Below are 23,251 nucleotides of genomic sequence, written 5' to 3'. Positions count from 1 at the left end.
CGGAACTTAGCGGAGGAACGCGGCGGCGACGCCGGCGTCGACGGGGACGTGCAGCCCGGTGGTGTGGGACAGTTCGGCGGAGGTGAGTACGACGGCGGCGTTGGCCACGTTCTCGGGGAGCACCTCGCGCTTGAGGAGGGTCCGCTGGGCGTAGTACTCGCCCAGCTTCTCCTCGTCGACGCCGTAGACCGCGGCGCGCTTGGCGCCCCAGCCGCCGGCGAAGATGCCGGAGCCGCGGACCACACCGTCGGGGTTGATGCCGTTGACCCGGACACCATACTCACCGAGTTCAGCGGCGAGCAGGCGCACCTGGTGGGCCTGGTCTGCCTTGGTGGCCGAGTACGCGATGTTGTTCGGGCCGGCGAAGACGGAGTTCTTCGAGGAGATGTAGATGATGTCCCCGCCCATTTCCTGGTCGATGAGGACCTTCGCGGCGGCCTTCGAGACCAGGAACGAGCCCTTGGCCATCACGTTGTGCTGCAGGTCCCAGTCCTTCTCGGAGGTTTCCAGCAGCGGCTTGGAGATGGACAGGCCGGCGTTGTTGACCACGAGGTCGAGCCCGCCGAAGGCCAGGACGGCTGCGTCGATCGCCTGCTGAACCTGCTCGGGGCTGGTCACGTCGGCCTGGACGCCGATAGCGACGTCGGAGCCGCCGAGTTCCTCGGCTACTTTCTCAGCGTTTTCGAGGTTCAGGTCGGCGATGACCACGCACGCACCCTCAGCGGCCAGGCGGGTGGCGATGGCCTTGCCGATGCCGGAGGCGGCGCCGGTGACCAGCGCGATGCGGGTGGCGTGGGACTTGGGCTTGGGCATCCGCGCGAGCTTGGCCTCTTCCAGTGCCCAGTATTCGATGCGGAACTTCTCCGACTCATCGATCGGTGCGTAGGTCGAGATCGCCTCGGCTCCGCGCATGACGTTGATGGCGTTGATGTAGAACTCGCCTGCGACGCGGGCGGTCTGCTTGTTCGCCCCGTAGGAGAACATTCCGACGCCGGGGATCAGGACGATCGCGGGGTCGGCTCCGCGCATGGCCGGGGAATCAGACTCGGCATGGCGCTCGTAATAGCCGCGGTAGTCCTCGCGGTACTCCTGGTGCAGTTCCTTCAGGCGGGCAACGGAAGCCTCGATGGAAGCATCTGCCGGCAGGTCCAGCACCAGCGGCTTGACCTTGGTGCGCAGGAAGTGGTCCGGGCAGGAGGTGCCCAGGGCTGCCAGCCGTGGATGTTCGGAGGCGCTCAGGAAGTCCAGGACAGCGTCGTCATCGGTGAAGTGCCCGACCTGCGCCCGGTCTGTGGAGGCCAGGCCGCGGATTACGGGCGCGAGGGCGGCGGCCTTCGCGCGGCGCTCCTCCGGTGGGAGCGCCGCGTAGCCCTCGAGGGGTTCACCGAACGGGTTCGGGCGGCCGTTGTCGGCGATGTAGCGTTCGGCGGTTTCGATGATCCACAGGGAGTTGTTCTCGGCCTCTTCGGAGGTCTCACCCCAGGCGGTAATGCCGTGCCCACCGAGAATGGTGCCCACGGCCTGCGGGTTCTCGGCCTTGATCGCGGCGATGTCCAGGCCGAGCTGGAATCCGGGACGGCGCCAGGGAACCCACACCACCTTGTCACCGAAAATCTTCTCGGTGAGCGCTTCGCCGTCGACCGCCGTTGCAATCGCGATACCGGAGTCCGGGTGGAGGTGGTCAACATGCGCGGCGTCGACGAGGCCGTGCATGGCGGTATCGATCGAAGGGGCGGCGCCGCCCTTGCCGTGCAGGGTGTAATCGAACGCGGCGACCATCTCGTCCTCGCGGTCAAGGCCCGGGTAGACGTTGGTCAGGGCGCGGAGGCGGTCCAGGCGCAGCACGGCCAGCCCCTGCTCCTTGAGCGTGCCGAGGTCACCACCGGAGCCCTTCACCCACAGCAGCTCGACGTTTTCACCGGTCACCGGGTCGGTGTCGGAGCCCTTCGCGGACGTGTTGCCGCCCGCGTAGTTGGTGTTGCGCTTGTCCGCTCCCAGCCGGTTGGAGCGCTCGATGAGAGCCTGGACTGTGCTGTTTACTGTGCTCACTGCGTTCTCCATCGTTACGCGCCCCATCCTGCCTGCTGCCCGCCCTGGCGGTCTGCATTGATCTTTTCCTGGTAGCCGCTGGCTGCGTAGGCAGCCATCGGGTCCGCGGGGAGGCCGCGGGATTCACGCCACTGCGCGAGCGCCGGACGGACGTCGGTGTAGAAGGCATCCATGAAGAGGGCATGGGCGCCGAGTACGTCGCCGGCCTCCTGCGCCTTGGTCAGCGCCGCGCGGTCGACGAGGAGCGCACGCGCGGCCATCTCCTGGACATTGAGCACCGAGCGGATCTGCCCGGGGATCTTCTCTTCGAGGTTGTGGCACTGGTCCAGCATCAACGCGACGTTGCTGGCGGGATCGAGCGCGCCGCCGCGGACAACTTCGTACATGATGCGGAACAGCTGGAACGGATCTGCCGATCCCACAATGAGGTCGTCGTCGGCGTAGAAGCGTGAATTGAAGTCGAAGGATCCGAGCTTCCCGAGACGGATCAGCTGCGCCACGATGAACTCGATGTTGGTGCCGGGTGCATGGTGGCCGGTGTCCAGGCAGACAAACGCCTTCTCGCCCAGGGCCAGCGTGTGGGCGTAGGAGGTGCCCCAGTCCGGAACGTCGGTGTGGTAGAAAGCCGGCTCGAAGAACTTGTACTCGAGGACCATGCGCTGGTCATCGCCCAGGCGGGCGTAGACCTTCTGCAGGGAGTCATGCAGCCAGTCCTGGCGTGAGCGCATGTCACCCTGCCCCGGGTAGTTGGTGCCGTCGGCCAGCCAGATCTTCAGGTCCTGGGAGCCGGTGACGTTCATGACGTCAATGCACTCGTACATATGGTCCAGGGCCTTGTTGCGCACGGACGGGTCACTATGGGTCAGGGAACCGAACTTGTAGATGTCGTCCTGGAAGGTGTTGCTGTTGATCGTGCCCAGCTTGATGCCGAGGCCCTGCGCGAAGTCCGACAGCTCCGAGTAGTTCTCGACCTTGTCCCATGGGATGTGCAGGGCAACAGAGGGAGCCAGACCGGTCAGTTCGTTAACCTTGGCGGCGTCTGTGATCTTTTCCTGCACAGTGCGCGGGGTGCCCGGTGTCTGGAACACCTTGAAACGGGTTCCGGAATTGCCGTAAGCCCAGGACGGCACCTCGATAGCGAGGTTCTCCAGGGTTGGCGTGATGCCGCTCAGGTCAACCATTACTTCTCCACATCTACTGCTGCTGGCTACTTGGCCGGCGCGCGTCGTCGTTGTTTTGCGCCGACTCTTCACAGGACCGCTGAGGCTGAGGTGGAGAGTCAGCAAATGAAATCGAATTTGAATCGATTCATTGGCACGATTCAAAGGTATCCTTGGCTCAAAGTGGTGTCAAGCAATCTTTTGGAGACTGCACATTTCTGAACATCACTTGCTCACAGCTACCAATCCCACGAAATGAGGCGTAGCCGCAATGGTCAGTATCAAAGATGTCGCAGACCAGGCGCAGGTCGCTGTTGGAACAGTGTCCAATGTATTGAACAACCCGGACCGCGTCGCGGAAAAAACCCGGGAGCGGGTTCTCAGCGTCATCTCTGAACTGGGCTTCGTGAGGAACGACGCCGCCCGGCAACTGAGAGCCGGAATGAGCCGCACGATCGGCCTCATCGTGCTCGACGTGAGCAACCCGTTCTTCTCTTCCCTCGCTCGCGCCGCCGAGGACCGCGCGGCAGAGTCGGACAGTACGGTGCTGCTGGGGGACAGTGGACACGACGGAGAGCGGGAGAGCCGTTATCTCGACGTGTTCGAGCAGCAACGCGTCAAGGGTGTGTTGATTTCACCGGTGGGAAACGTGGACGAGCGGCTCAAGCAGCTCCGTGCGCACGGAGTTCCGGTGGTCCTGGTGGACCGCGTCGACCCGCAGCGTCGCGTGAGCTCCGTGTCAGTCGACGACGTCGCGGGCGGGTACATGGCCGTGAAGCATATGCTCACGCGCGGACGGCGGAGGATCGCTTTCGTCGGCGCATCGACGGACATCCAGCAGGTAGCGGATCGCCTTGCCGGAGCGCAGCAAGCAGTCGCTGAGTATCCGGATGCGGAGCTCGAGGTCGTTGAAGCGGCCGCGATGACGGTGCTCGCCGGGCGGGCTGCCGGTGAGCTTCTTGCGGAGCGAGGCCTTGAAGCGCTGCCCGACGGCATCTTCTGTGCGAATGATCTGGTGGCGATTGGCGTCATGCAGGCGGTGCTGCTCATCCGAGGGCTCCGCATCCCGGAGGATCTGGCCCTGATTGGTTACGACGACATCGACTTCGCGCAGTCCGCGGTCGTCCCGCTTTCCACCGTTCGGCGTCCCACCGAGCTGATGGGCAGGACCGCCATCGAACTCCTGCTTGAGGCCATCGACCGGCCCACATCGGAAAGCCGTCAAGTCATTTTCCAGCCGGAGCTGGTCAGCCGCGGGAGCACGCTCTAGCGTCTCCAACGCGCTACTGCTCGGCTTTCTCCGGTGATAGCATCTGCCGTGAAACGATTCACTATGCCATTCGAACAACGCTCAACGAGGAGAATCATGGAACGCGTCTGCTTCCAACTGCAGGTGAAGCCCGACCGCATCGAGGAATACAAGGAGCGCCACGCGGCGGTCTGGCCGGAGATGCTGCGTGCTCTGAAGGACACCGGGTGGAACAACTACTCACTTTTCCTGCGCCCGGACGGTCTCCTGATCGGCTACGTCGAGTCGGATGACTTCGCCGCCGCGCAGAAAGCCATGGCGGAGACCGGCGTCAACGCCCGCTGGCAAGCTGAGATGGGGGAGTTCTTTGTGGCTCTCGAGGGCCGTCCTGATGAGGGATTCCTTCAGCTCGAAGAGGTCTTCAACCTCGAGGACCAGCTCGAGCCGCACTCTAAGTGACCCGCCTCCCCAGGATCGTCACTTGTTCTCAGGACCGTCGCGATCTCTCGACGATCCTGCGGCACACCGACAATTTTGCGCCCTGCACCTAAGGATCCCGAATGACCCCCACCCTCCGTGCCGCCATCCTTGGCACCGGCGCTGTTGCACACCTGCACGCCGAGGCACTTGCAGACATCGCCGGCGTCAACGTCATCGCATCCGCTGACCCCAGCGACGAGCGCGTCCGCGATTTCAACGCACGGCACGGTATCCCAGCCGGGTACGGCACCCTGGAGGAGTTGCTCGCGGAGGAGGCTGTCGACGTCGTGCATATCTGCACTCCTCCTGCCGGCCACGCGCAGCAGACTGCAGCGGCGTTCGACGCCGGTGCCCACGTCATCGCCGAGAAGCCGCCTGCGCTGTCGCTGGCCGAAGTTGACGCCATGCAGGCGGCCGCCGCCGCAGCTGACCGGCAACTCGCCGTCGTCTTCCAGCAGCGCACCGGTACGGCGGCAACGCACATCCGGAACCTGCTGCAGTCCGGGGAACTCGGCCGGCCGCTGACCGCAGTCTGCCATACGCACTGGTACCGCGGAGCAGAGTATTTCGACGTGCCGTGGCGCGGAACCTGGGAGTCTGAGGGCGGCGGCACCACCCTCAGCCACGGGATCCACCAGATCGATCTGCTCTCCTACCTGCTCGGCGAGTGGAGCTCCGCCTCGGGGCAGCTGTTCCGGTTGGACCGCGATGTGGAGACTGAGGACACCTCCTGCGGCGTCGTCGTGTTTGAGCGCGGCACCGTGGCATCCGTGATGACCACCGTGCTCGCGCCCCGCGAATCGAGTTTGATCCGGATTGACACCGAGCACGCCACCATTGAGCTCGAGCACCTCTACGGCCACCATCATGCGAGCTGGAAGCTGACGCCGGCCCGCCATGTGACATCAGAGCGCGTCGCCTCCTGGGCCTTGCCGGAGGTCGAGGTGCCGAGTGGACACGATGCGCTTCTTTCCGAGGTGTACTCATCGCTCTTCGCCGGTGGCGAGGTGCCGCCGGTCGCTGCGGATCCTGCGCGCGCCATCGAGATCGTCGCGGCGTTGTATGCCTCAGCCGGGCGCGGACGGCCCGTGACCAGAACCGAGTTGGCCGAGCCGGACTTCCGCGGAAGCATGCGCGTACCGGTCCGCGACCTGCGTCCCGGGCAGTGAGCGCGCCGCTGCTGTCCGACCCGCTCGGCGGACCCACCGATCCAACGGTCATCCGGGATGAACAGACCGGGCAGTGGCGGATGTTCTACACCCAGCGGCGCCCCTCGGACCCCGGTCACGGCGTCGAGTGGGTGCACGGCAGCCGGATCGGCATGGCGGTGTCCGACGACGGCGCTCACTGGCATTATCGCGGTGTGGTCGACGGGCTCGACCCGGCGGATGAGCCCGGGTTGAACACCCACTGGGCGCCCGAAGTCGTGTGGGACGGCGGGCAGTACTCCATGTACCTCACGTGGATCCGTGGGGTGGCTTCGACCTGGGAGGGCCACGAGCGCCGTATCGCCCACCTGGTCAGCGACGACCTGGAGAACTGGGAACACCGCGGGTTTCTTGAGCTGAGTTCCAACTACGTCATCGATGCCGCGGTCGCCCGCACCCCTGACGGACTGCTCCGCCTCTGGTACAAGGACGAAGCGGACGGCTCCACCACCTGGGCTGCAGTAAGTCCGGACGGACAGTCGTGGACCGTGGAAGGGCGGGTCATCGACGGGTTGCCGCACGAAGGGCCGAACGTTTTCCCGCTCGCCGGCTGGATGTGGATGATTGTCGACGAGTGGCGGGGCCAGCGCGTCTACCGGTCACATGACGGTGTGCATTGGACCGCTCAGGGTCTCATCCTCGACGCGCCGGGAAAGCACCCCGAGGATCGGCAGGTGGGCAGGCATGCCGACGTCGTCGTCCGTGGCGAGGAAGCCGTCGCGTTCTACTTCACGCATCCGGAGTGGGACGGAAGTAACGACGTCGAGCTTCAGTCCGGCGCACTGCGGCGCTCGGAGGTGCACCGCGCCCGCCTATGGGTCGCGGGCGGGACGTTGATCTGCGACCGCGACGCGCCCGTGGATGCCCTGCGCTGACCGAAGCAGGGCTCTGCGCAACCCGTCTTTTCTTCTGTCGATACGGCGGCGTAATGACACGGTCAGGTCTCCAATCAGGCTGTCCCCGGCGTAGGGCTGCCGGTCCCTTCTCATCAGCAGGGCATTTTCCTCAGGCCGAACTGTAGATTCCTGACGCAATTGGCGCTTTACTTGGAATATGTTGTTCGATCCAACATATTCCGCCGATGAGAGTAGCGGCGCTGAAGGGGACCGGCAGCGTACTTCCCCCGAACCTCCGGCTCAGCCGTCCGCGGCTCGGGAATTCAGCCGTAACAGAAGGAGCGCAATGAAGCGATACATCAGTCAGGCAGCCCTCGGCGTTTTAGGAGCGGCGCTCGTCGTTCCCGCGTTGGCGACGGCCCCCGCCCAGGCCGAGCCAGTCTCCACCACAGCCGCTGTGGTCGAGGACTATGACGTTCTTGTGGTGGGAAAGACGACAGGCTTCCGCCATAGCAGCATCGACGAGGCCACAACGGCGATCATCGCCCTCGGTGAAGCGAACGGTTTCAGCGTCGATGTCTGGGATCCGCCGACCTCGTCGAGGAATCTGGGGCAACCGGACCGCACGCTGCCAACCACCCCTTTCACCAGTGCGTCGGATCTGGCCAAGTACGAAACGATCGTTTTCGTATCCACGGTCGACGGCACGAATAACCTCGATCCGGCGAAACCCACGTTGCTCGACACCAGTGAATTGACAGCATTCCAGGGGTATATCCGAGCCGGCGGCGGATTTGCCGGTGTCCATGCCGCGACAGATTCGATGCACACCGTTCCCTGGTACAGCGAACTAACAGGCGGCGGTGCCCGGTTCGTCAGCCATCCCGCGCAGCAAACCGCCGTTCAGACGGTTGAAGACGGCACCCACCCTTCCACGAAGCATCTGTCAGGATCCTGGACCCGATTTGACGAGTGGTACAACTTCAACCAGAGCCCGCGCGATGCCGTACGTGTGCTCACAAATCTCGATGAGACAACCTACAACCCCGGCCGTAATGCCATGGGTTCCGATCACCCGCTGTCCTGGTGCCACAACTTTGAGTCAGCGCGCTCGTGGTACACGGCCGGAGGGCACACAGAAGCGTCGTACGTGGATCCGGTGTTCCTTGAGCACCTTCTGGGTGGGATCGCATGGTCGGCCGGTGCTGTCGACGGCGGCGGCGACTGCACCACTTGGTACGAGGTGGAATCATTGACCGAAAACCTGCTGGCTGACGGAACGATTTCGCCGAAGGCCGCCGAACAGCTGTCGAAGCAACTGGAGAAGGCCCAGGAGCTGGCGGATGCGGGCCTGCATGCTGACTCTGCAGACAAGCTCAATGCAGCTGTCGCACAGGTACGGGCGCACGTTGACGCTGGTTCCGGAGCGCAGGGCCTGCTGATCGGAAAGGTTCGCGACCTGCAAACCTGGCAGAGCGAGCTGGAGTAAACGTATGGTCGCCGCACTGGCCGCTGCGTCAGGGCCAGTGCGGCGATCTTCCTCTGGCGACCATCAGGTCGCCTACCCCGATACCTGCTGACGTGCTTGCTTCGCGACGCTCCACACTGCCGTCAAAAGTCGGCAGCGAATGGAGCGTGTGGTAGATCCATCAAAGGTTGTGTTGATCATCGTGAACCGTTTGTCCCGCCGCTGGCGCATAACACTGGTCCTCGCCATGGCTGCAGTTGCCGTGGTGCTCGTCGCTGTCGCCGCTACCGCGCTTGCCGCTGGTCGGGATCCGCGCGGAGAGGAGGCGCCTGAGGTCGCTTCAATTGAAGCGGTCGCTGAGAAACTGGCTGCTGAGCAGGCGCGGGAACGGGCAGAGCTCAACGTCAGCCTTGCTTCCGCCGCCGAAGTGGCGCATGGGCATATGGGGGAGGTCCTGCAGAAGCTCTCCTTCGCTGTGTCGGCGCAGCAAGACGCTACTCCGAACGTCGCAGGCGCCGGTGAGGCGGGTGAGTGGGAGCTGGCGCTGGAGCGCGCGATGTCGTCGTTGGACGCTGTCGGGGAAGGCACAAGCGAACAGACGGTGGCCAGGGAGGCCTTCGTCGGTGCCGCCCACTTGCTCGAGTCGGCTGTGGCGGATTATGGCCACCTTCTCAATGCGCCCCATGAGGAGCGCGAATCGTATGCCGAGACTGTGATCGAGCGGCGCGATGCGGCGGTTCGCCTCTGGCAGTCCGGAGCAGCGCAGCTCGACACCCTGACCGTTGAGTCAGGGGGAGGACACGTACACCTTTTCCTTGCCCCGGATGGTGATCCGGATGCTGTTCCATTGGAGTTCCAGGAGCCGGACGATCACTGAACGAGTCGCCAGTTAGCAAACCCCATCAACCCCGCTTGTTGCTGATCGAGTCGTGGGGGCCGACTTTACTGCCTGAGACAACATAGCCCCGCGGCGCGGTAGGCGGCCGCGGACACCACCGAACCTTCTCCGCATCCGGCGGCATCGAGGCCACTCATCTCGACCTTGGAAAAACCTTGACCTGTCTCCGGCACTTCCCCTAGCCTAGAGAAAGCGTTTTCCGTTGAAAGGATTCAAAGATGAACCCGCGCTTTCGCTTGACACCCATACCGGCGACGCTTGCCGTCAGTGCAGCCCTGATTGCGGGAGGCGGCGGCGTTCCCGCCGCAGCTGCTCCCGCCCCCGACGCCCAGATCGGCGTACAGCTCGAACACCTCGACCGCGGCCTGGTCGCGGCCGCCACGACCGAGGGAACCTTCCTCAGCTGGCGTCTCCTGGCTACTGAAGTAACCGGAGCCAACGAAACCGGTCAGACCGGCGCCGACTTCGCCGTCTACCGCAACGGCGAGAAGATCGCCACAGTCACCGACAGCACCAACTACCTCGACACCGGCGCGCCGGCTGATGCAACCTACTCCGTTGCCGCCGTCGTCGGTGGGGTTGAACTGCAGCGCAGCGCAGACGTCAGCCCGTGGGCGCAGGGGTACACCGAGATCCCGCTCCAGAAGCCGGCCGACGGTGTCACTCCCAAGGGTGACAGCTACGCCTACTCGGCGAGTGACATGAGCCTCGGCGATGCGGACGGTGACGGCGACTATGAGTACGTCGTGAAGTGGGAGCCGAACAACTCCAAGGACGTCTCACAGGTCGGCTACACCGGCAACACCTACATCGACACGTACGCGATGGACGGCACACTGCTTCACCGCATCGACCTCGGCGTGAACATCCGTTCCGGCGCGCACTACACGCAGTTCATGGTCTATGACTTCGACGGCGACGGCCGCACCGAGATGATGATGAAGACCGCGCCAGGCACCACGGTCACCAGGTACACGGACGGCGTGGCCGGCGAGCCTGAATACATCACCATGCCGGCGGACGACGTCGCGGCGGGCTACAGCAACACCGATGACTACCGGAAGAGCGCGGCCGATTACTACGAGCACGTCGTCGACATGTTCGCCGGCTGGCACGAGCACCCTGAGGTGGTTGCCGGAAACTGGCCGGCAACCCTCGAGGAAGCGTTCGGAATCGAGCAGCGGTACGAGTACCCGCTCTCCGACGCCGATGCCCGCGCGATGGCGGACTACTTCATCGACGTCTACGCACCCTCACGGAGCACCCGCAACAACCTCCGCGCTTTCGAGGGCTTCATCCTGAGCGGCCCCGAATACCTCACGGTGTTCGACGGCGCCACTGGAGATGAGCTCCAGACCGTGGACTACGAGCCGGGACGTCACGACGACGGCCTCATGTGGGGCGACTACGCCATGAGCCGCATCGAGCCGGGCAACCGTGTGGACCGCTTCCTGGCGGGTGTCGCCTACCTCGACGGCCAGCGTCCGTCGGCCGTCTTCGCCCGCGGCTACTACACCCGCTCCACCCTGGTTGCCTACAACTGGGACGGCAAGAACCTCTCCAAGGTCTGGAACGTGGACAGCGGTTGGACTCCGATGACCAATCCGTTCAACGACGGCCCCCATGGACGCCTGGGCACTGATCCCGAGTTCGGTTCCATCACCACTCAGGGCTTCCACTCCCTCAGCGCCGCCGATGTGGACGGCGACGGCAAGCACGAGATCGTTTACGGCGCAGCCACCATCGACGACGACGGCTCGCTCCTCTACAGCTCCTTCGACACCCTGCCGTCGGGCAGCGGCAATCCGGGTGCGGAAGCAGGCCTTGGCCACGGCGACGCAATGCACGTCACCGACATTGATCCGAACCGCCCCGGACTGGAGATCTGGACCGTTCACGAGGGCGGAGCCTGGGCTCCCTATGGCTCGGCCATGCGTGACGCGGCAACCGGCGAAGTGCTTTTCGGCGCGTACTCCGGCCGCGACACCGGCCGCGGCATGATCGGTGATGTGCGCTCCGACGTCGAGGGTATCGAAGTGTGGGCCAGCATGCCTGGCGGCAGCGACGGGTCCGGTCTGCTCAACGCAACCGGCGAGCGGGTTGAGTCCCGCACCCCGGGCACCAACCAGAGCATCAAGTGGGCGGCGGACATGACCACGCAGCTCGTCAACGGTTCCGGCAACGGGACGCCGACCATCGACGACTGGACCCGCGGCCGCCTCGTGACAGCTGAGGGCACCCGGACCAACAACGGCACCAAGGGCAACCCGGCACTGGTGGCGGACGCCTTCGGTGACTGGCGGGAAGAGCTGTTCCTTCGTACCGCAGACAGCTCGGCGATCCGCGTGTACCTCAGCACCGAGGTCACGGACCACAAGCTGACCACGCTGATGCACGACCCGCAGTACCGCGCTGAGGTGGCCCGCCAGAACACCTCCTACAACCAGCCGTCCTACACGAGCTACTACTTTGCCTCGGACATGGACTTCGCAGATGTTCCGGTGCCAGATGCCTGGACTCCGGGGCTCATCGGATACCTGCAGGCCACGCTCGAATCCCTGATCGCCAGCGGCGATGTTGCGGGACCGGTAGCCAAGCAGCTCGAAACCTCGCTGGCCCAGGCGCAGGAGGGTGTTGAGCAGGGCAATGTCGCCAACGTCGGCAAGGCGATGGACCGGTTCGTGAAGGCGCTCAACCAGGGCAAGAAGCCGGACGTCGTATCCGATGCCGCCCGGGGAATTCTGGACAACGGAGCGCAGACGGTCCTCACTATGGTCCGGTAGCGTTTGGCCCCTACGGATAAAAGAGCAATCCGGACAGGAAGGTGCGAGTCAGCGCCATCCTGTCCGGATTGCTCTTGTTCGCTTCCCGGCAGGACGGCGGCGAGGAGCTAGACGTCGTTTCGGGTGAAGGCCGCGGCACGGACGACGTCGTCGTTCTCCAGCCCCGCGCCGAGCGCACCGCCCACGGTCGCCAACGCGGCGGTCAGCAGGCTGAGCTGCGCATACTCCGCGAGGCCAACGGATTCACCGACGACGGCGGCAAACACCCCCGCGTCGACCAGCAGCACCGCTGCCAGGAAGGACAGGACGAAGAGCGCCGCAAAGAAGGTGACGACACCGATCACCACGGTTGCCGTCGTCGCGAGGTTGAACAGAGCAACCTGTTCCCGCTCGACCCGCCGCCGTGGGCGCTCCCACAGGTCCGCACCGATCATGAGCGTCAGCGTGACGGCTCCCACCGCAAGCAGGGTCAGGAGGACCAATCGCCACGGCCCGTAGGCGGTTGCGAGCAGCCAGAGGTCACTGGTCGCGAGGGTGACGACGCCGGCGGCCGCCGCCGCGGTCAGCGCACGGGAGAGCGTGACGGCGAGCCGCCACGGCCGGTTCGCGAGGATGAGGCCCAGCAGTACGCGGGCATTTCCCGCGAGCACCCGGCCGGTGAACTGAAGAGGGTTCTCGTCGGCGAGGTCGGGCAGGTCGTCGGCCATCTCGTGCGCGCGGCGCGCGCGGTCAACGGGTTCGTCGTCGTCGTCCCATCCCGCCAGAGGGCCGACCAGGCGGCTGACTGCCGTCGTAATGCTTTCCTTGCGTCCCACCGCCCGCAGCGCGGGCAGAGCCACCAGGCCCACCCTGTGAACGGGGCTGATCTGCGTGAGCACGGGCTTCCGCCCGCTGCGCAACGCCAGATCGCTGACAACGACGGCGAGGTCCCAGTCCTCATCCAGCAGCCGATCCCGCGCGGTTTCCAACAGCTCCGACGGCGCGTGGCCGTCGAGGGTCTCGACTGCAAGGTCCACGCGCCATCCGACTCCCGGATACGACTCGGTGAGCAGCACGGGCAGGGATGCACGCAGCTCCTGCATGGTTGCCGGATCGAGCGACGGAGGGACGACGACGCCGAACCTCAGTTCGGGCACTTCGGTCACGGTGGCGGTCTGCGGCGGAGAAGTATCGGGCACCGCTCAATGATCGCCGGACCGGTGCCGCCGACGGAAATCACCGGGCCGCGGCGCGCAACCGACCGTCCGGGGCTCAGGCCGAGGCGAAGATCTCCCGTTGGAACCGGATGTGCTCGGCGAGCTGGACCGCTCCGCCGTTTTCGTGTCCGTTGTAGGGGTAGACGTTCATCGATTTCTCGCCTGCGTAGTGGTTGTAGGCGGCGTAGACGCAGGAAGGCGGGCAAACGTCATCGAGCAGACCCACGGAGAAGAGCGCCGGCATGGTGGCGCGGGCTGCGAAGTTCACGCCGTCGAAGTAGCCGAGAGTGTTGAAGATTTCCTCTTCCCGACCCCGCTGTACACCGAGGTAGCGCACCAACTCGCCGTAGGGTGCCGTGTCCACAATCTCGGTCGCGCGCCGGATATGCGAGAGGAACGGAACGTCCACAATTGCGGCCAGCGGGGCCTGTTGCAGGACGGTTGGGGTGAGGGCTGCGGATGCGAGCGCAATCGCCCCGCCCTGGCTTCCCCCGGAGATGATTACACGCGCGGGATCCACGAACGGATGAGCCTGCGCAGCCTCTACAGCGCGCACGGCGTCGGTGAACAGGCGCCTGTAGTAGTAGGTCTCGGGTGAATCGATTCCGAGCGTGAGGTGCCCTCCGAAGTGCGGTCCGCTCACTCCCTGGTCCGGGGTGTCTCCGCTTTTGTGTCCGGCCCCCTGGCCACGCAGATCCATGACAAAGTGTGCGACGCCGGTGCTGGGGATGGCTGTCCACTCACCGACAAGACTCCTGCCGCCGCCATAACCGATGTACGTGACGACGGTGGGCAGCGGGCCGGACGCAGACCGGGGCCGCAGCATCCACCCCTTGATCGGGTGCCCTCCGTATCCCGCGAAAGTGACGTCTTCAGTAACGAGCTCGGTATAACCTGCCTCCACCTCCTCGAAGCGGGCGTCAAGCGAGAACGACGCCGCCTCGGCAAGCGTCTTTTCCCAGAAGGCATCGAAATCAGTGGGCTCAGCCCGCTCCGGCGCGTATTGTTCGAGCTCGCGGAGGGGGAGGTCAAACTGCGGCATCTTCAGGAAATCCTTCGCTTCTTTGGTCTCGGAAGTATCACGGATCACATTATTCTAGAGATAGGCCTTGCGTGTTGAGACGATTCAATTTACTCTCATTGGAGAGCGCTTTCCGTGATGCACACCACTGTAGCAGCGGAACCAAAGAGCTTCACCTCATATCTGAGCCGTTCCCCAGGAGGACAAAGATGTTCAACAAATTCTCACGACGCGCCGGTTCCGGCGTAGCGGTCACGGTCGCGGCAGCTCTCATGCTGACCGCCTGTGGCGGCAATGGCGGCGGCGAAGCCGGCGGCACCCCAGACCCGAACGAGGAAGTCACCCTCAACTTCACCTGGTGGGGCAACGAAGACCGCGCTGAGCGCTACAACGAGGCGATCGCCCTGTTCGAGGAAGAGAACCCGAACATCGACGTCAACGGAACCTTCATGGACTTCCCCGCCTACTGGGAGAAGCGCCAGACCGAAGCCGCGGGCGGCGGACTGCCGGACGTCATGCAGTTCGACTACAGCTACCTGCGCCAGTACGGCCAGAACGGCCTGCTGCTGGATCTCAACGACTATGTCGGCAACGGCCTGACCACCGACACCATCGACGACACCCTGCTGGCTACGGGCAAGCTCGAGGACCAGACCCTCGGTGTGCCCACCGGCTACAACGCCTGGTCGCTGTTCGAGAACCCTGCGCTCATCGAGCAGGCAGGTGTTGAAGGCTACGAAGGCGGAACCTCGTGGGAGGAATACGAGGAGTACATGGCCAGCGTGAGTGACGCCAGCGATGAAGTCTTCGGCGGAACCGACTACACCGGCCGTATCCAGAACTTCGAGCTGCAGCTCCGCCAGGAGGGCCGCGAGCTCTTCACCGAGGACGGCCAGCTGAACTTCACACAGGAAGAGCTTGCTGAATTCTGGAGCAGCACCGCGGATCTTCGCGAAAACGAGACCGTCATCCCAGCGCGCACCCTTGAGGAACTGCTGCCCAAGTCCGGGTTCGGCTCCAACCTCACCGCAAGCGAGATGACCTGGTCCAACTTCATGGGCGGCTACCTCGGTGACACCGGTGCTGAGGACCTGAACATCGTTGCTCCTCCCACGAACGACCCCTCGGTGAAGGACCTCTACCAGAAGCCCTCCATGCTGCACGCTGTATCAGCCGGCACCGAGCACCCTGAAGCTGCTGTGGCGTTCGTCGAGTTCCTGATCAACAGCCCCGAGGTCGGCAAGATCTTCGGAGCATCGCTGGGCGTTCCCGCATCCGAAACCGCACTCGAAGGCGCGGCACTCGAAGGTCCTGAGCTTGAAGTCAAGGAGTACCTGGATTCGGTCGCTGACCGCATCGGTGAGCCTCCGGCAGCGCCCGTCGTAGGCTACGGCGCACTGGAAAACACCTTCCTCACCCTCGGCACCTCAATCGGCCTGGGTTCAATCTCGCCTGAAGATGCTGCCCAGCAGTTCTTCGACGAGGCCGCGGTAACCCTCGCCGGCTGAACACCGACCTTAGCTATCGCCGCTATTAGGAGCAGTTCATGACAACGGGATCGGCGCACGCGCCAGTAAACACCCGCACTACCGCCGAACCCGGCACCCGTCCGGCGGGCAACCGCCGGACGGGTGGTCAGCCCAAACGCAAGGGCGGCAAGGACAATCTCGCCGGCTACCTTTTCCTCACCCCCTGGCTGATCGGGCTCTTCGCCCTCACCCTGGGCCCCATGCTCTTCTCGCTCTACCTCGCCTTCACGGACTACAACCTCTTCACCGCTCCGAAATGGACCGGGCTGGGCAACTTCGAACGGATGGCAGGCGACACCGTTTTCTGGGGTTCTGTCCAGATCACCCTGATCTACGTGCTGGTCGGCACGCCGATCAAGCTGGCCGCGGCGCTTGGCGTCGCGATGCTGCTGAACTTCAAGTCGAAGGGCACCGGCTTCTTCCGGTCGGCGTTCTACGCACCAAGCCTGATCGGAGCATCGGTAAGCATTGCGATCGTCTGGCGGGCAATGTTTTCCACGAATGGTCCGATCGACAACGGCCTGAACCTGTTCGGCATCAACCTCGGCGGCTGGGTCGGAGTACCGGCCCTGGTCATGCCGATGATGATCCTCCTGGCCGTGTGGCAGTTCGGTGCCCCCATGGTCATCTTCCTGGCCGGCCTGAAGCAGATTCCGGGAGAGCTTTACGAAGCAGCATCCGTGGACGGTGCAAAGGCCTGGCGCAAGTTCCTGAGCGTCACCCTGCCGATGCTCTCTCCCGTCATCTTCTTCAACCTGCTGCTTGAGATGATCAACGCCTTCCAGATCTTTGCCTCCGCCTACATCATCGGCTCGGGCAGCGGCGGACCGGCGGGTGCGACGAACTTCTACACCGTCTACCTCTACACCCGCGCCTTCACGAACAACCAGATGGGCTACGCCGCCGCGATGGCCTGGGTTCTCTTGATTGCCGTCGGCATTCTCGCGTTCATTCTTTTCCGCACCTCCAAGAGCTGGGTGCACTACGGAGGTGACACAAAGTGACCACTGCAAATATCGAATCAGCGACTAACTCCGTTGGTTCCCCGGTCCGTCCGGTCCGGAAGCGCCCTCAGACCCCCCGCAAGACTGCAGCGACAGTAGCGTGGATCGTCGGGATCGTCCTGCTTACCGCCGTCGTGCTGTATCCGCTCCTGTGGATGATTTCGGCATCCTTCAAGCCGAACGCCGAGTTCGGCTCGAACCAGAGCCTTCTGCCCGAGAACCCCACCTTCGACAATTTCGTGAAGGTCATGGAGGGCGTGGCAGGCATTCCCACCTGGAAGTTCTTCTGGAACTCGACCATCCTCGGTATCGGCGCGGTGATCGGTACGGTCATCTCCTCATCGATGGCGGCCTACGCCTTCGCCCGTCTTGATTTCAAGGGCCGTCCGCTGTTCTTCGCGATGATGATCGGAACACTGCTGCTGCCGTTCCACGTGCTGATCATCCCGCAGTACATGATCTTCCGGAACCTGGGCATGGTTGACACGTTCTTCCCCCTGCTGGTCGGCAAGTTCCTGGCAACCGAGGCGTTCTTCGTCTTCCTGATGGTCCAGTTCATCCGTAACCTGCCGAAGGAACTCGACGAAGCTGCCCGCATCGATGGCTGTGGTCACTGGCGGATCTTCTGGTCGATCACCCTCCCGCTCATCAAGCCGGCGCTCATCACCTCCTCGATCTTCGCGTTCATCTGGAGCTGGAACGACTTCCTCGGGCCTCTGCTCTACCTGAACTCGCCCGAGAACTACCCGCTGCCGTTGGCCCTGCGAGTCTTCAATGACCAGTCCAGCGCCTCCGACTACGGGGCCACCGTGGCAATCTCGGTCCTCGCCCTGTTGCCTGTGATGCTGTTCTTCGTGATCTTCCAGCGGTTCCTCGTCGACGGAGTCGCCACCCAGGGTCTGAAGGGATGACACCCCGCGGACAGCGCGAAAGGCGCCAAAGGCGCCCCCTTCCCGACGGCACCCAGCTCAAGTGGCCGGGTGCCGAGGGGAAGTTCGCGCTGTTCGCGGAAGTGCTGTGGATGGGTGTACTGACCGTGGTCGGCGGACTCCTGCTGATCACACTCCCGGCCGCGGTTGCGGCCTCCACCCGGCACCTGCACCGCTACCTGCTGGCGGAACGGTCCACCGTCGGACAGTGGTGGCAGGACTACCTGTCCGCCCTGCGAACCGGCTGGATCGTCGGCGTGGGAGCGGTGGCGCTCGCCGCAGTCCTACTTTTCAACCTGCTCCTCGCCGGCACCCAGGTGCTGCCCGGCTGGCAGGCGGTGTTCGCCGTCGGATTGTTTGGTCTGGCAGCACTTGCGGTCACGTTGCTGCAGTCGGCTGTCCGCTGGAGTCTCGAGAAGGGCTGGCGGCAGGCTGTGCGTGACGGTGTTCAGGCCTTCGTTTCCGACGCCGGAGCGATCCTGCCTCTGCTTGTCGCGCTGGCGCTGACCGTCGTCGTGACCTGGCAGTTGCCGCCGCTGATTGTGCCCGGAATGGGCTGTCTGGTTTTTGCCGTGCTCGTTGTGAAGGAACGCGAGCGCAAGAACGTCACCCGGCGCTAGAACTTTCCCACATCGAAAGGAATATCAACCGTGCACTACGGCGGCGACTACAACCCTGAGCAGTGGCCCGAATCGGTCTGGCCGGAAGACGTCGAGCGGATGCGCGAGGCCGGGGTCACGATGGTGAGCCTCGGCATCTTCGCGTGGTCGCGGATCCAGCCCTCGGAGGACGTCTACGACTTCGAGTGGCTTGACCGCATCATCGGCATGCTGCACGAGGCCGGAATCGCCGTCGACCTCGCAACCGCGACGGCGTCACCACCGCCGTGGATGACCGTCGCCTATCCCGACATCCAGGCCGCAGATGAGAACGGCGCACCGTACTGGCATGGCAGCCGCCAGCACTACGCGCCGTCGTCGCCGTCGTACCGGAGGCTTGCCTCCGCACTCGTGCAGCGACTGGCCGAGCGGTACAAGGACCACCCCGCAGTGGTCCTGTGGCATGTGAACAACGAGTACGGGTGTCACCTGAACCTGGACTACTCCGACTCGGCCCGTGATGCTTTTCGCGGCTGGCTGAAGCGCAAGTACGGCACGCTCGAAGAGTTGAACGCTGCCTGGGGCACCTGGTTCTGGGCCCAGCACTACGAGTCCTTCGACCACATCTTCCCCCCGCGCAAGGCGCCCTACAGCCACAATCCCGGGCAGTTGCTCGACTTCCGCCGATTCACCTCCGACATGCTGCTCGAGTGCTATCGGATGGAGCGGGACATCATCCGCGCCGCCGGAGCCACCCAGCCGGTCACCACCAACTTCATGGGTGCGTTCAAGCCCGCGAATTACTGGGAGTGGGCCGCGGAGATGGATGTCATTTCCGATGACTGCTACCCCGATCCGAACGAGGCCGAGAGCTTCCGCGCCGGGGCGTTCCAGCGCGACCTCATCCGCTCGCTGAAGCCGGAGAAGCCGTGGCTGCTGATGGAACAGTCCACGAACGCGCTGAACTGGCGGCCCACCAACGCACCGAAGGCGCCGGGCCAGATGCAGGCCCTCAGCATGCAGTGCGTCGGGCGCGGCGCCGACGGGATCCTGTTTTTCCAGTGGCGACAGTCCCGCGCAGGCTCCGAGAAGTTCCACTCCGCGATGCTCCCGCATGCCGGCACATCGACCCGTACGTGGCGCGAGGTTGTCCAGTTGGGACAGGAACTCGCCTCCCTGCCGACGCTTCCTGCCGGCTCGCGGGACGCCCGCGTCGCCATCGTCTTCGACTGGGAGAACTGGTGGGCCATCGAGAACCCCGATCACCCGGTTGTCCTGGACTACGTCGAATGCGTCCAGCGCTGGTACAACGCCATCCACCGCCAGCACGTGCAGGTCGACTTCGTGCAGCCGACGTCGGATCTGGCCCAGTACTCCGTGGTCGTCGCGCCGCAGCTCTACCTGCTGACGTCCGACGGCGCCGCGAACCTCACCCGGTTCGTTACGGACGGCGGGCACCTGCTGGTGACCGCGTTCAGCGACGTTGTGGACGAGCATGACCGGTTCCGCGAGGGCGGCTACCTGACCCAGCTCGGACCGCTGCTCGGCGTGACGCTCGAGGAGTTCGGCGCGCTTGTGCCGCCTTCTTCCACCTCGCCCGGCCAGCAGACCGCGCCGGTTTCCCTTGGCTCCGATTCCTTCGACGGACTGTATCTCGCCGAGGAGATCGCCGCCGTCGACGCGGAGGTGCTTGGCAGCTTCAGCGGCGGCCGGACCGAGGGACTGCCCGCCTTCACCGGCCGCACGGCCGGCGCCGGGCGCGCCTATTACCTCGCAACGGTGCCCGACGACGACGGCGCACGCCAGGTGAGCGCTCACGTGTTCGCAGGTGCCGGCGTCGTGCCCGTACTTGAGGGACTGCCCGAGCTGGTGGAGGTTGCTCAGCGCGGTGACGTGGTAACGCTCATCAACCACGGTGCCGACGCCGTCGCCATCGAGGTGTCAGGAACTGACCTGCTGGGCGGTGACTCCGTGGACGGTGACTCCGTGGACAAAGTCCACCTTGAGCCGTTCGGGTATGCGCTCGTGCGCCGGAGCTAGCCGTCCTCAGGACATCAACGGCGTCGACGGTTCCGTTCCGGGCATCGGCGCATCGAGGAACGGGACTACCAGCTCAAGCACCAGCGACGGACGGCTGAGACCAAAGAAGTGCGTGGTGCCGGGAAGCACGGCGAGCTGGGAGGCAGGTACGCCCTCGAAGTCGCCGTTCACATCACCGCCGCGCAGTTGAAGGAACCGGACAGCGTGCTCGAGGCGCACCATGTCGCAGTCACCGACCGTGATGAGGGTTGGTGCTTCGATGGCCTTGATCTGGTCCTCGCTCCAACCGGAGGCGCCGTCGTCAAAGCGCACCAGCTTGTTCAACAGGTCCTGCAACCTGTCAGGAGTCGGTGACTTCGCGAGGTAGTCCGCTTCCATCGGCGTGCCCGCGATCATGTCCACGGTCATCTCCTCCATAGCGCCCTGGTTCTCCGACCTGTCACCGCTCGGGTCGAACGACACCGAGGAGGTCACGATCCTGCGAACAACCTCGGGGTACTCGACGGCGAGCTGAATGGTCACTGCACCGCCCACGCTGTAACCGAAAACATCCGCCTGCGGAATGCCCAGATGGCGGAGGAGCCCGACGACGTCGGACGCCAGGCCCGCGCTGGTCAGCGGACGGTCGATATCGCCTGTCCGTCCGTGTGCCTGGAAGTCGACGGCAATGACTTTGCGTGTCTTCGCCAGATCAGGGATGAGCTGACCGAACTGCAGGTCGATGTTGAACAGTCCGCCGTGGAGGAGGAGAAGCGGAACATCGCCTCCTCCACCGTGGATCTCGTAGTACATGTCCAGCCCGTTGACGGGGGCGTAGCCGGTAACGGGTGCTGAGGTGCCGTTCATCGCAATCTTCCTTTCCTTCGTCCAACCGTTGTGGTTTGCCTTATAGACGCGGGCAAGCCGGCGAAGTCATCGGTGCACCGTGAATCACATACCCTATTCACGACGACACGAAGGAGTGCAGAGGACTATGACGAGCGCGAGTACGCACGTTCCACCCACGGCCGGGGCGCAAAAGCTTCCGGACGAAGGCCATGTATCGGCGGCCGTTGCTGACGCCGTCGCAGAGCGGGCAGGCCATCTCTTCGGGCTGATGGGCAACGGCAACGCCCACTTCATCAGCAGGCTCACACGGAGCGGCTTCCCATTTACCTCAGCCCGTCATGAATCCGCGACCGTCGCCATGGCGGACGCCTATCACCGGGCGACCGGCGGGGTAGCCGCAGCTACCACCACTTACGGTGCGGGTTTCACCAACGCCTATACCACCCTCGCTGAGGCGCGCATCGCCCGGATTCCACTGGTGCTGGTTGTCGGGGATGCGCCTGCCGGTGGCTTCCGGAACTTCGACATTGACCAGCCCAAAGCTGCTGAGGCGGTCGGAGTGACTACGCTCGTAGCTCATCCGGGCAATGCCGCAGCGATCACGCACCGGGCCTTCGACCTGGCGCTGCAGACGGTGCAGCCCGTGATCGTCGCCATCCCATACGACCTTGCCACCGAACCGCTCACCGATGCCGAGCCGCTGGAGCCGTTACCCGCCAAGGCAGCATGGCCCCCGCAGGAAGCCGACCTGGAGCGGGTGGCCGCACTCCTCGCCTCAGCGAAGCGGCCCGTCGTGATTGCCGGCCGCGGCGTGGTCCTCGCCGGTGCCGCTGCCCCGCTGCGGGACATCGGCGACCGGTTGGGTGCGCTGTTCATGACCTCCGTGATGGCGATCAACGCGTTCGAAAGCGAATGGGATCTGGGCGTCGCGGGCGGCTTCACCCGCCGCCACCGCCTCGAGGTGGCGCGGCAGGCCGACGTCGTGCTGGTGGTCGGTGCCAGCATGAACATCTTCCAGACGCGCTACGGAACGCTCTTCCCACCGGAGACGCGGATCATCCGCGTGGACAACGAACCGGACGAGCGCCATCCGATCGTCGTGGACTACATCCGGTCCGACATCCGCCCGTTCGCCGAAGCCCTGCTGCAGCTCGTGCAGCCTGCGGAGAGCACCTGGCGTGAAAGCATCCCGGAAGTCGCGGGGGAGGAGTTCCGCTCATCCGCACCAATCGAAGACCCGGTCGAGTTCGCACCGGACGGCAGGCTCAACCCCCGCGCGGTGGTCGCGGCGCTCGAGCACATACTTCCCCGTGAGCGGTCCGTAGTCATGGACGGCGGACACTTCATCGGCTGGGCCCCGATGTACCTCTCGGTGCCCGATCCGCACGCCATGATCCTGGTGGGCACGGCCTTCCAGTCCATCGGCATGGGCTTCGGGTCCGCCGCCGGCGTCTCGGTCGCCCGACCGGAGCGCACCACCGTCCTGGTCAGCGGCGACGGCGGCGGCCTGATGGGGCTGGCTGACTTCGAGACCTTCCTCCGCGCCACCCGGAGGGGCGTCCTGATCGTGCTGAACGACTCCGCCTACGGCGCTGAACTCCATCAATACGCGGCCAAGGGGCTCCACAACCAGGCGATGCTCATCGATGAAGTGGACTTCGCCGCCGTCGGGCGGGCACTCGGTGCTGAAGGCATCAAGGCGCACTCGCTCGCGGACCTTTCCACACTCGCCGACTGGCTGGCGACCCACGACGACGGCGTGTTCGTCCTCGACGTCGCGATCTCCCAGCAGGTGGTTGCCGAGTTCATGGCGGAGTCGGTGGCGATCAGGAAATAGCGCCGATCAGGGAGATCAACGGACGACGACGGCGCTCACCTTCCCGTCCGCGACTGTTACGTCATAGGAGATCAACGAGCCGTCGGGCGAGGGGATAGCCAGGACCGACCGGTGTCCCTCCGCGGCGAACGCCCTGA

18 protein-coding genes are annotated in these 23,251 nt (G+C 64.6%); 13 read left to right on the top strand and 5 right to left on the bottom strand.

Annotated features, from left to right (window positions below; all coding sequences use genetic code 11):
• Window positions 1–6 precede the first annotated feature (6 nt).
• Window positions 7–2,061, bottom strand: coding sequence for a bifunctional aldolase/short-chain dehydrogenase (locus RIF85_RS01960; RefSeq protein WP_375164818.1), 2,055 nt, complete (start codon window positions 2,059–2,061; stop codon window positions 7–9).
• Between the two features lie 2 nt (window positions 2,062–2,063).
• Window positions 2,064–3,230, bottom strand: a complete 1,167-nt coding sequence (gene rhaI, locus RIF85_RS01955; protein WP_309070226.1) for an L-rhamnose isomerase — start codon at window positions 3,228–3,230, stop codon at window positions 2,064–2,066.
• A 250-nt stretch (window positions 3,231–3,480) separates the two neighbouring features.
• Between rhaI and RIF85_RS01950 the strand changes: the two genes are divergently transcribed.
• The 7 genes from RIF85_RS01950 to RIF85_RS01920 all read left to right on the top strand — a co-directional run bounded on the left by RIF85_RS01950 (window position 3,481) and on the right by RIF85_RS01920 (window position 12,131).
• Complete coding sequence (locus RIF85_RS01950) at window positions 3,481–4,479, top strand: LacI family DNA-binding transcriptional regulator (protein WP_309070225.1); 999 nt, start codon at window positions 3,481–3,483, stop codon at window positions 4,477–4,479.
• Window positions 4,480–4,575: 96 nt separating this feature from the next.
• The gene (locus tag RIF85_RS01945; protein ID WP_309070224.1) at window positions 4,576–4,917 is read left to right on the top strand and encodes an L-rhamnose mutarotase; all 342 of its coding nucleotides are present in this window, start codon (window positions 4,576–4,578) and stop codon (window positions 4,915–4,917) included.
• A gap of 101 nt (window positions 4,918–5,018) precedes the next feature.
• A complete protein-coding gene (locus RIF85_RS01940) occupies window positions 5,019–6,107 on the top strand; it encodes a Gfo/Idh/MocA family oxidoreductase (protein WP_309070223.1) in 1,089 nt (362 codons plus the stop codon).
• Entirely contained in the window at window positions 6,104–7,021 is a 918-nt protein-coding gene (locus RIF85_RS01935; protein WP_309070222.1) for a hypothetical protein, read from the top strand. The genes RIF85_RS01940 and RIF85_RS01935 overlap by 4 nt, the downstream gene beginning before the upstream one ends.
• A 307-nt stretch (window positions 7,022–7,328) precedes the next feature.
• On the top strand, window positions 7,329–8,471 hold the full coding sequence (locus RIF85_RS01930; protein ID WP_309070221.1) for a ThuA domain-containing protein: 1,143 nt from the start codon (window positions 7,329–7,331) through the stop codon (window positions 8,469–8,471).
• A gap of 148 nt (window positions 8,472–8,619) precedes the next feature.
• Window positions 8,620–9,327, top strand: a complete 708-nt coding sequence (locus RIF85_RS01925; protein WP_309070220.1) for a hypothetical protein — start codon at window positions 8,620–8,622, stop codon at window positions 9,325–9,327.
• A gap of 239 nt (window positions 9,328–9,566) precedes the next feature.
• Window positions 9,567–12,131, top strand: a complete 2,565-nt coding sequence (locus RIF85_RS01920) for a rhamnogalacturonan lyase (protein WP_309070219.1) — start codon at window positions 9,567–9,569, stop codon at window positions 12,129–12,131.
• 107 nt (window positions 12,132–12,238) lie between these two features.
• Here the strand turns inward: RIF85_RS01920 and RIF85_RS01915 are convergent, their stop codons facing one another.
• Together RIF85_RS01915 and RIF85_RS01910 are read right to left on the bottom strand one after the other, a co-directional pair.
• Entirely contained in the window at window positions 12,239–13,309 is a 1,071-nt protein-coding gene (locus tag RIF85_RS01915) for a hypothetical protein (protein ID WP_309070218.1), read from the bottom strand.
• A 73-nt stretch (window positions 13,310–13,382) separates the two neighbouring features.
• Window positions 13,383–14,417, bottom strand: coding sequence for an acetylxylan esterase (locus tag RIF85_RS01910; RefSeq protein ID WP_309070217.1), 1,035 nt, complete (start codon window positions 14,415–14,417; stop codon window positions 13,383–13,385).
• A gap of 140 nt (window positions 14,418–14,557) precedes the next feature.
• Between RIF85_RS01910 and RIF85_RS01905 the strand changes: the two genes are divergently transcribed.
• From RIF85_RS01905 to RIF85_RS01885, 5 genes are read left to right on the top strand one after another with little or no spacing between them, the layout of a single operon-like run.
• The gene (locus RIF85_RS01905) at window positions 14,558–15,856 is read left to right on the top strand and encodes an extracellular solute-binding protein (RefSeq protein ID WP_309070216.1); all 1,299 of its coding nucleotides are present in this window, start codon (window positions 14,558–14,560) and stop codon (window positions 15,854–15,856) included.
• Between the two features lie 38 nt (window positions 15,857–15,894).
• Window positions 15,895–16,881, top strand: a complete 987-nt coding sequence (locus RIF85_RS01900; RefSeq protein WP_309070215.1) for a sugar ABC transporter permease — start codon at window positions 15,895–15,897, stop codon at window positions 16,879–16,881.
• Window positions 16,878–17,792 (top strand): carbohydrate ABC transporter permease, encoded by a 915-nt coding sequence (locus tag RIF85_RS01895; RefSeq protein WP_309070214.1) that lies wholly within the window; start codon window positions 16,878–16,880, stop codon window positions 17,790–17,792. The genes RIF85_RS01900 and RIF85_RS01895 overlap by 4 nt, the downstream gene beginning before the upstream one ends.
• Window positions 17,789–18,430, top strand: a complete 642-nt coding sequence (locus RIF85_RS01890) for a hypothetical protein (protein WP_309070213.1) — start codon at window positions 17,789–17,791, stop codon at window positions 18,428–18,430. The genes RIF85_RS01895 and RIF85_RS01890 overlap by 4 nt, the downstream gene beginning before the upstream one ends.
• A gap of 30 nt (window positions 18,431–18,460) precedes the next feature.
• Window positions 18,461–20,449 carry a beta-galactosidase gene (locus RIF85_RS01885; RefSeq protein ID WP_309070212.1) on the top strand — a complete coding sequence of 663 codons (1,989 nt, stop codon included), beginning with the start codon at window positions 18,461–18,463 and terminating at the stop codon, window positions 20,447–20,449.
• A 6-nt stretch (window positions 20,450–20,455) separates the two neighbouring features.
• On the opposite strand, the gene RIF85_RS01880 is transcribed toward RIF85_RS01885, so the two are convergent.
• Window positions 20,456–21,295 (bottom strand): alpha/beta hydrolase, encoded by an 840-nt coding sequence (locus tag RIF85_RS01880; protein WP_309070211.1) that lies wholly within the window; start codon window positions 21,293–21,295, stop codon window positions 20,456–20,458.
• A gap of 127 nt (window positions 21,296–21,422) precedes the next feature.
• On the opposite strand from RIF85_RS01880, the gene RIF85_RS01875 reads away from it, so the two are divergent.
• On the top strand, window positions 21,423–23,114 hold the full coding sequence (locus tag RIF85_RS01875; RefSeq protein ID WP_309070210.1) for a thiamine pyrophosphate-binding protein: 1,692 nt from the start codon (window positions 21,423–21,425) through the stop codon (window positions 23,112–23,114).
• Window positions 23,115–23,251: the final 137 nt, after the last annotated feature.

Source organism: Arthrobacter sp. (assembly GCF_031179385.1).
Taxonomy (GTDB): domain Bacteria; phylum Actinomycetota; class Actinomycetes; order Actinomycetales; family Micrococcaceae; genus Arthrobacter_D.
The sequence above is the reverse complement of the archived record's forward strand: the minus strand, read 5'-3'. Positions and strand labels throughout refer to the sequence as shown.

Coding starts and splice junctions, on each gene's coding strand:
- RIF85_RS01960 (WP_375164818.1), bottom strand. CDS start 2,061: ATGGAGAACGCAGTGAGCACAGTAAACAGCACAGTCCAGGCTCTCATC.
- rhaI (WP_309070226.1), bottom strand. CDS start 3,230: ATGGTTGACCTGAGCGGCATCACGCCAACCCTGGAGAACCTCGCTATC.
- RIF85_RS01950 (WP_309070225.1), top strand. CDS start 3,481: ATGGTCAGTATCAAAGATGTCGCAGACCAGGCGCAGGTCGCTGTTGGA.
- RIF85_RS01945 (WP_309070224.1), top strand. CDS start 4,576: ATGGAACGCGTCTGCTTCCAACTGCAGGTGAAGCCCGACCGCATCGAG.
- RIF85_RS01940 (WP_309070223.1), top strand. CDS start 5,019: ATGACCCCCACCCTCCGTGCCGCCATCCTTGGCACCGGCGCTGTTGCA.
- RIF85_RS01930 (WP_309070221.1), top strand. CDS start 7,329: ATGAAGCGATACATCAGTCAGGCAGCCCTCGGCGTTTTAGGAGCGGCG.
- RIF85_RS01920 (WP_309070219.1), top strand. CDS start 9,567: ATGAACCCGCGCTTTCGCTTGACACCCATACCGGCGACGCTTGCCGTC.
- RIF85_RS01905 (WP_309070216.1), top strand. CDS start 14,558: ATGTTCAACAAATTCTCACGACGCGCCGGTTCCGGCGTAGCGGTCACG.
- RIF85_RS01900 (WP_309070215.1), top strand. CDS start 15,895: ATGACAACGGGATCGGCGCACGCGCCAGTAAACACCCGCACTACCGCC.
- RIF85_RS01890 (WP_309070213.1), top strand. CDS start 17,789: ATGACACCCCGCGGACAGCGCGAAAGGCGCCAAAGGCGCCCCCTTCCC.
- RIF85_RS01880 (WP_309070211.1), bottom strand. CDS start 21,295: ATGAACGGCACCTCAGCACCCGTTACCGGCTACGCCCCCGTCAACGGG.
- RIF85_RS01875 (WP_309070210.1), top strand. CDS start 21,423: ATGACGAGCGCGAGTACGCACGTTCCACCCACGGCCGGGGCGCAAAAG.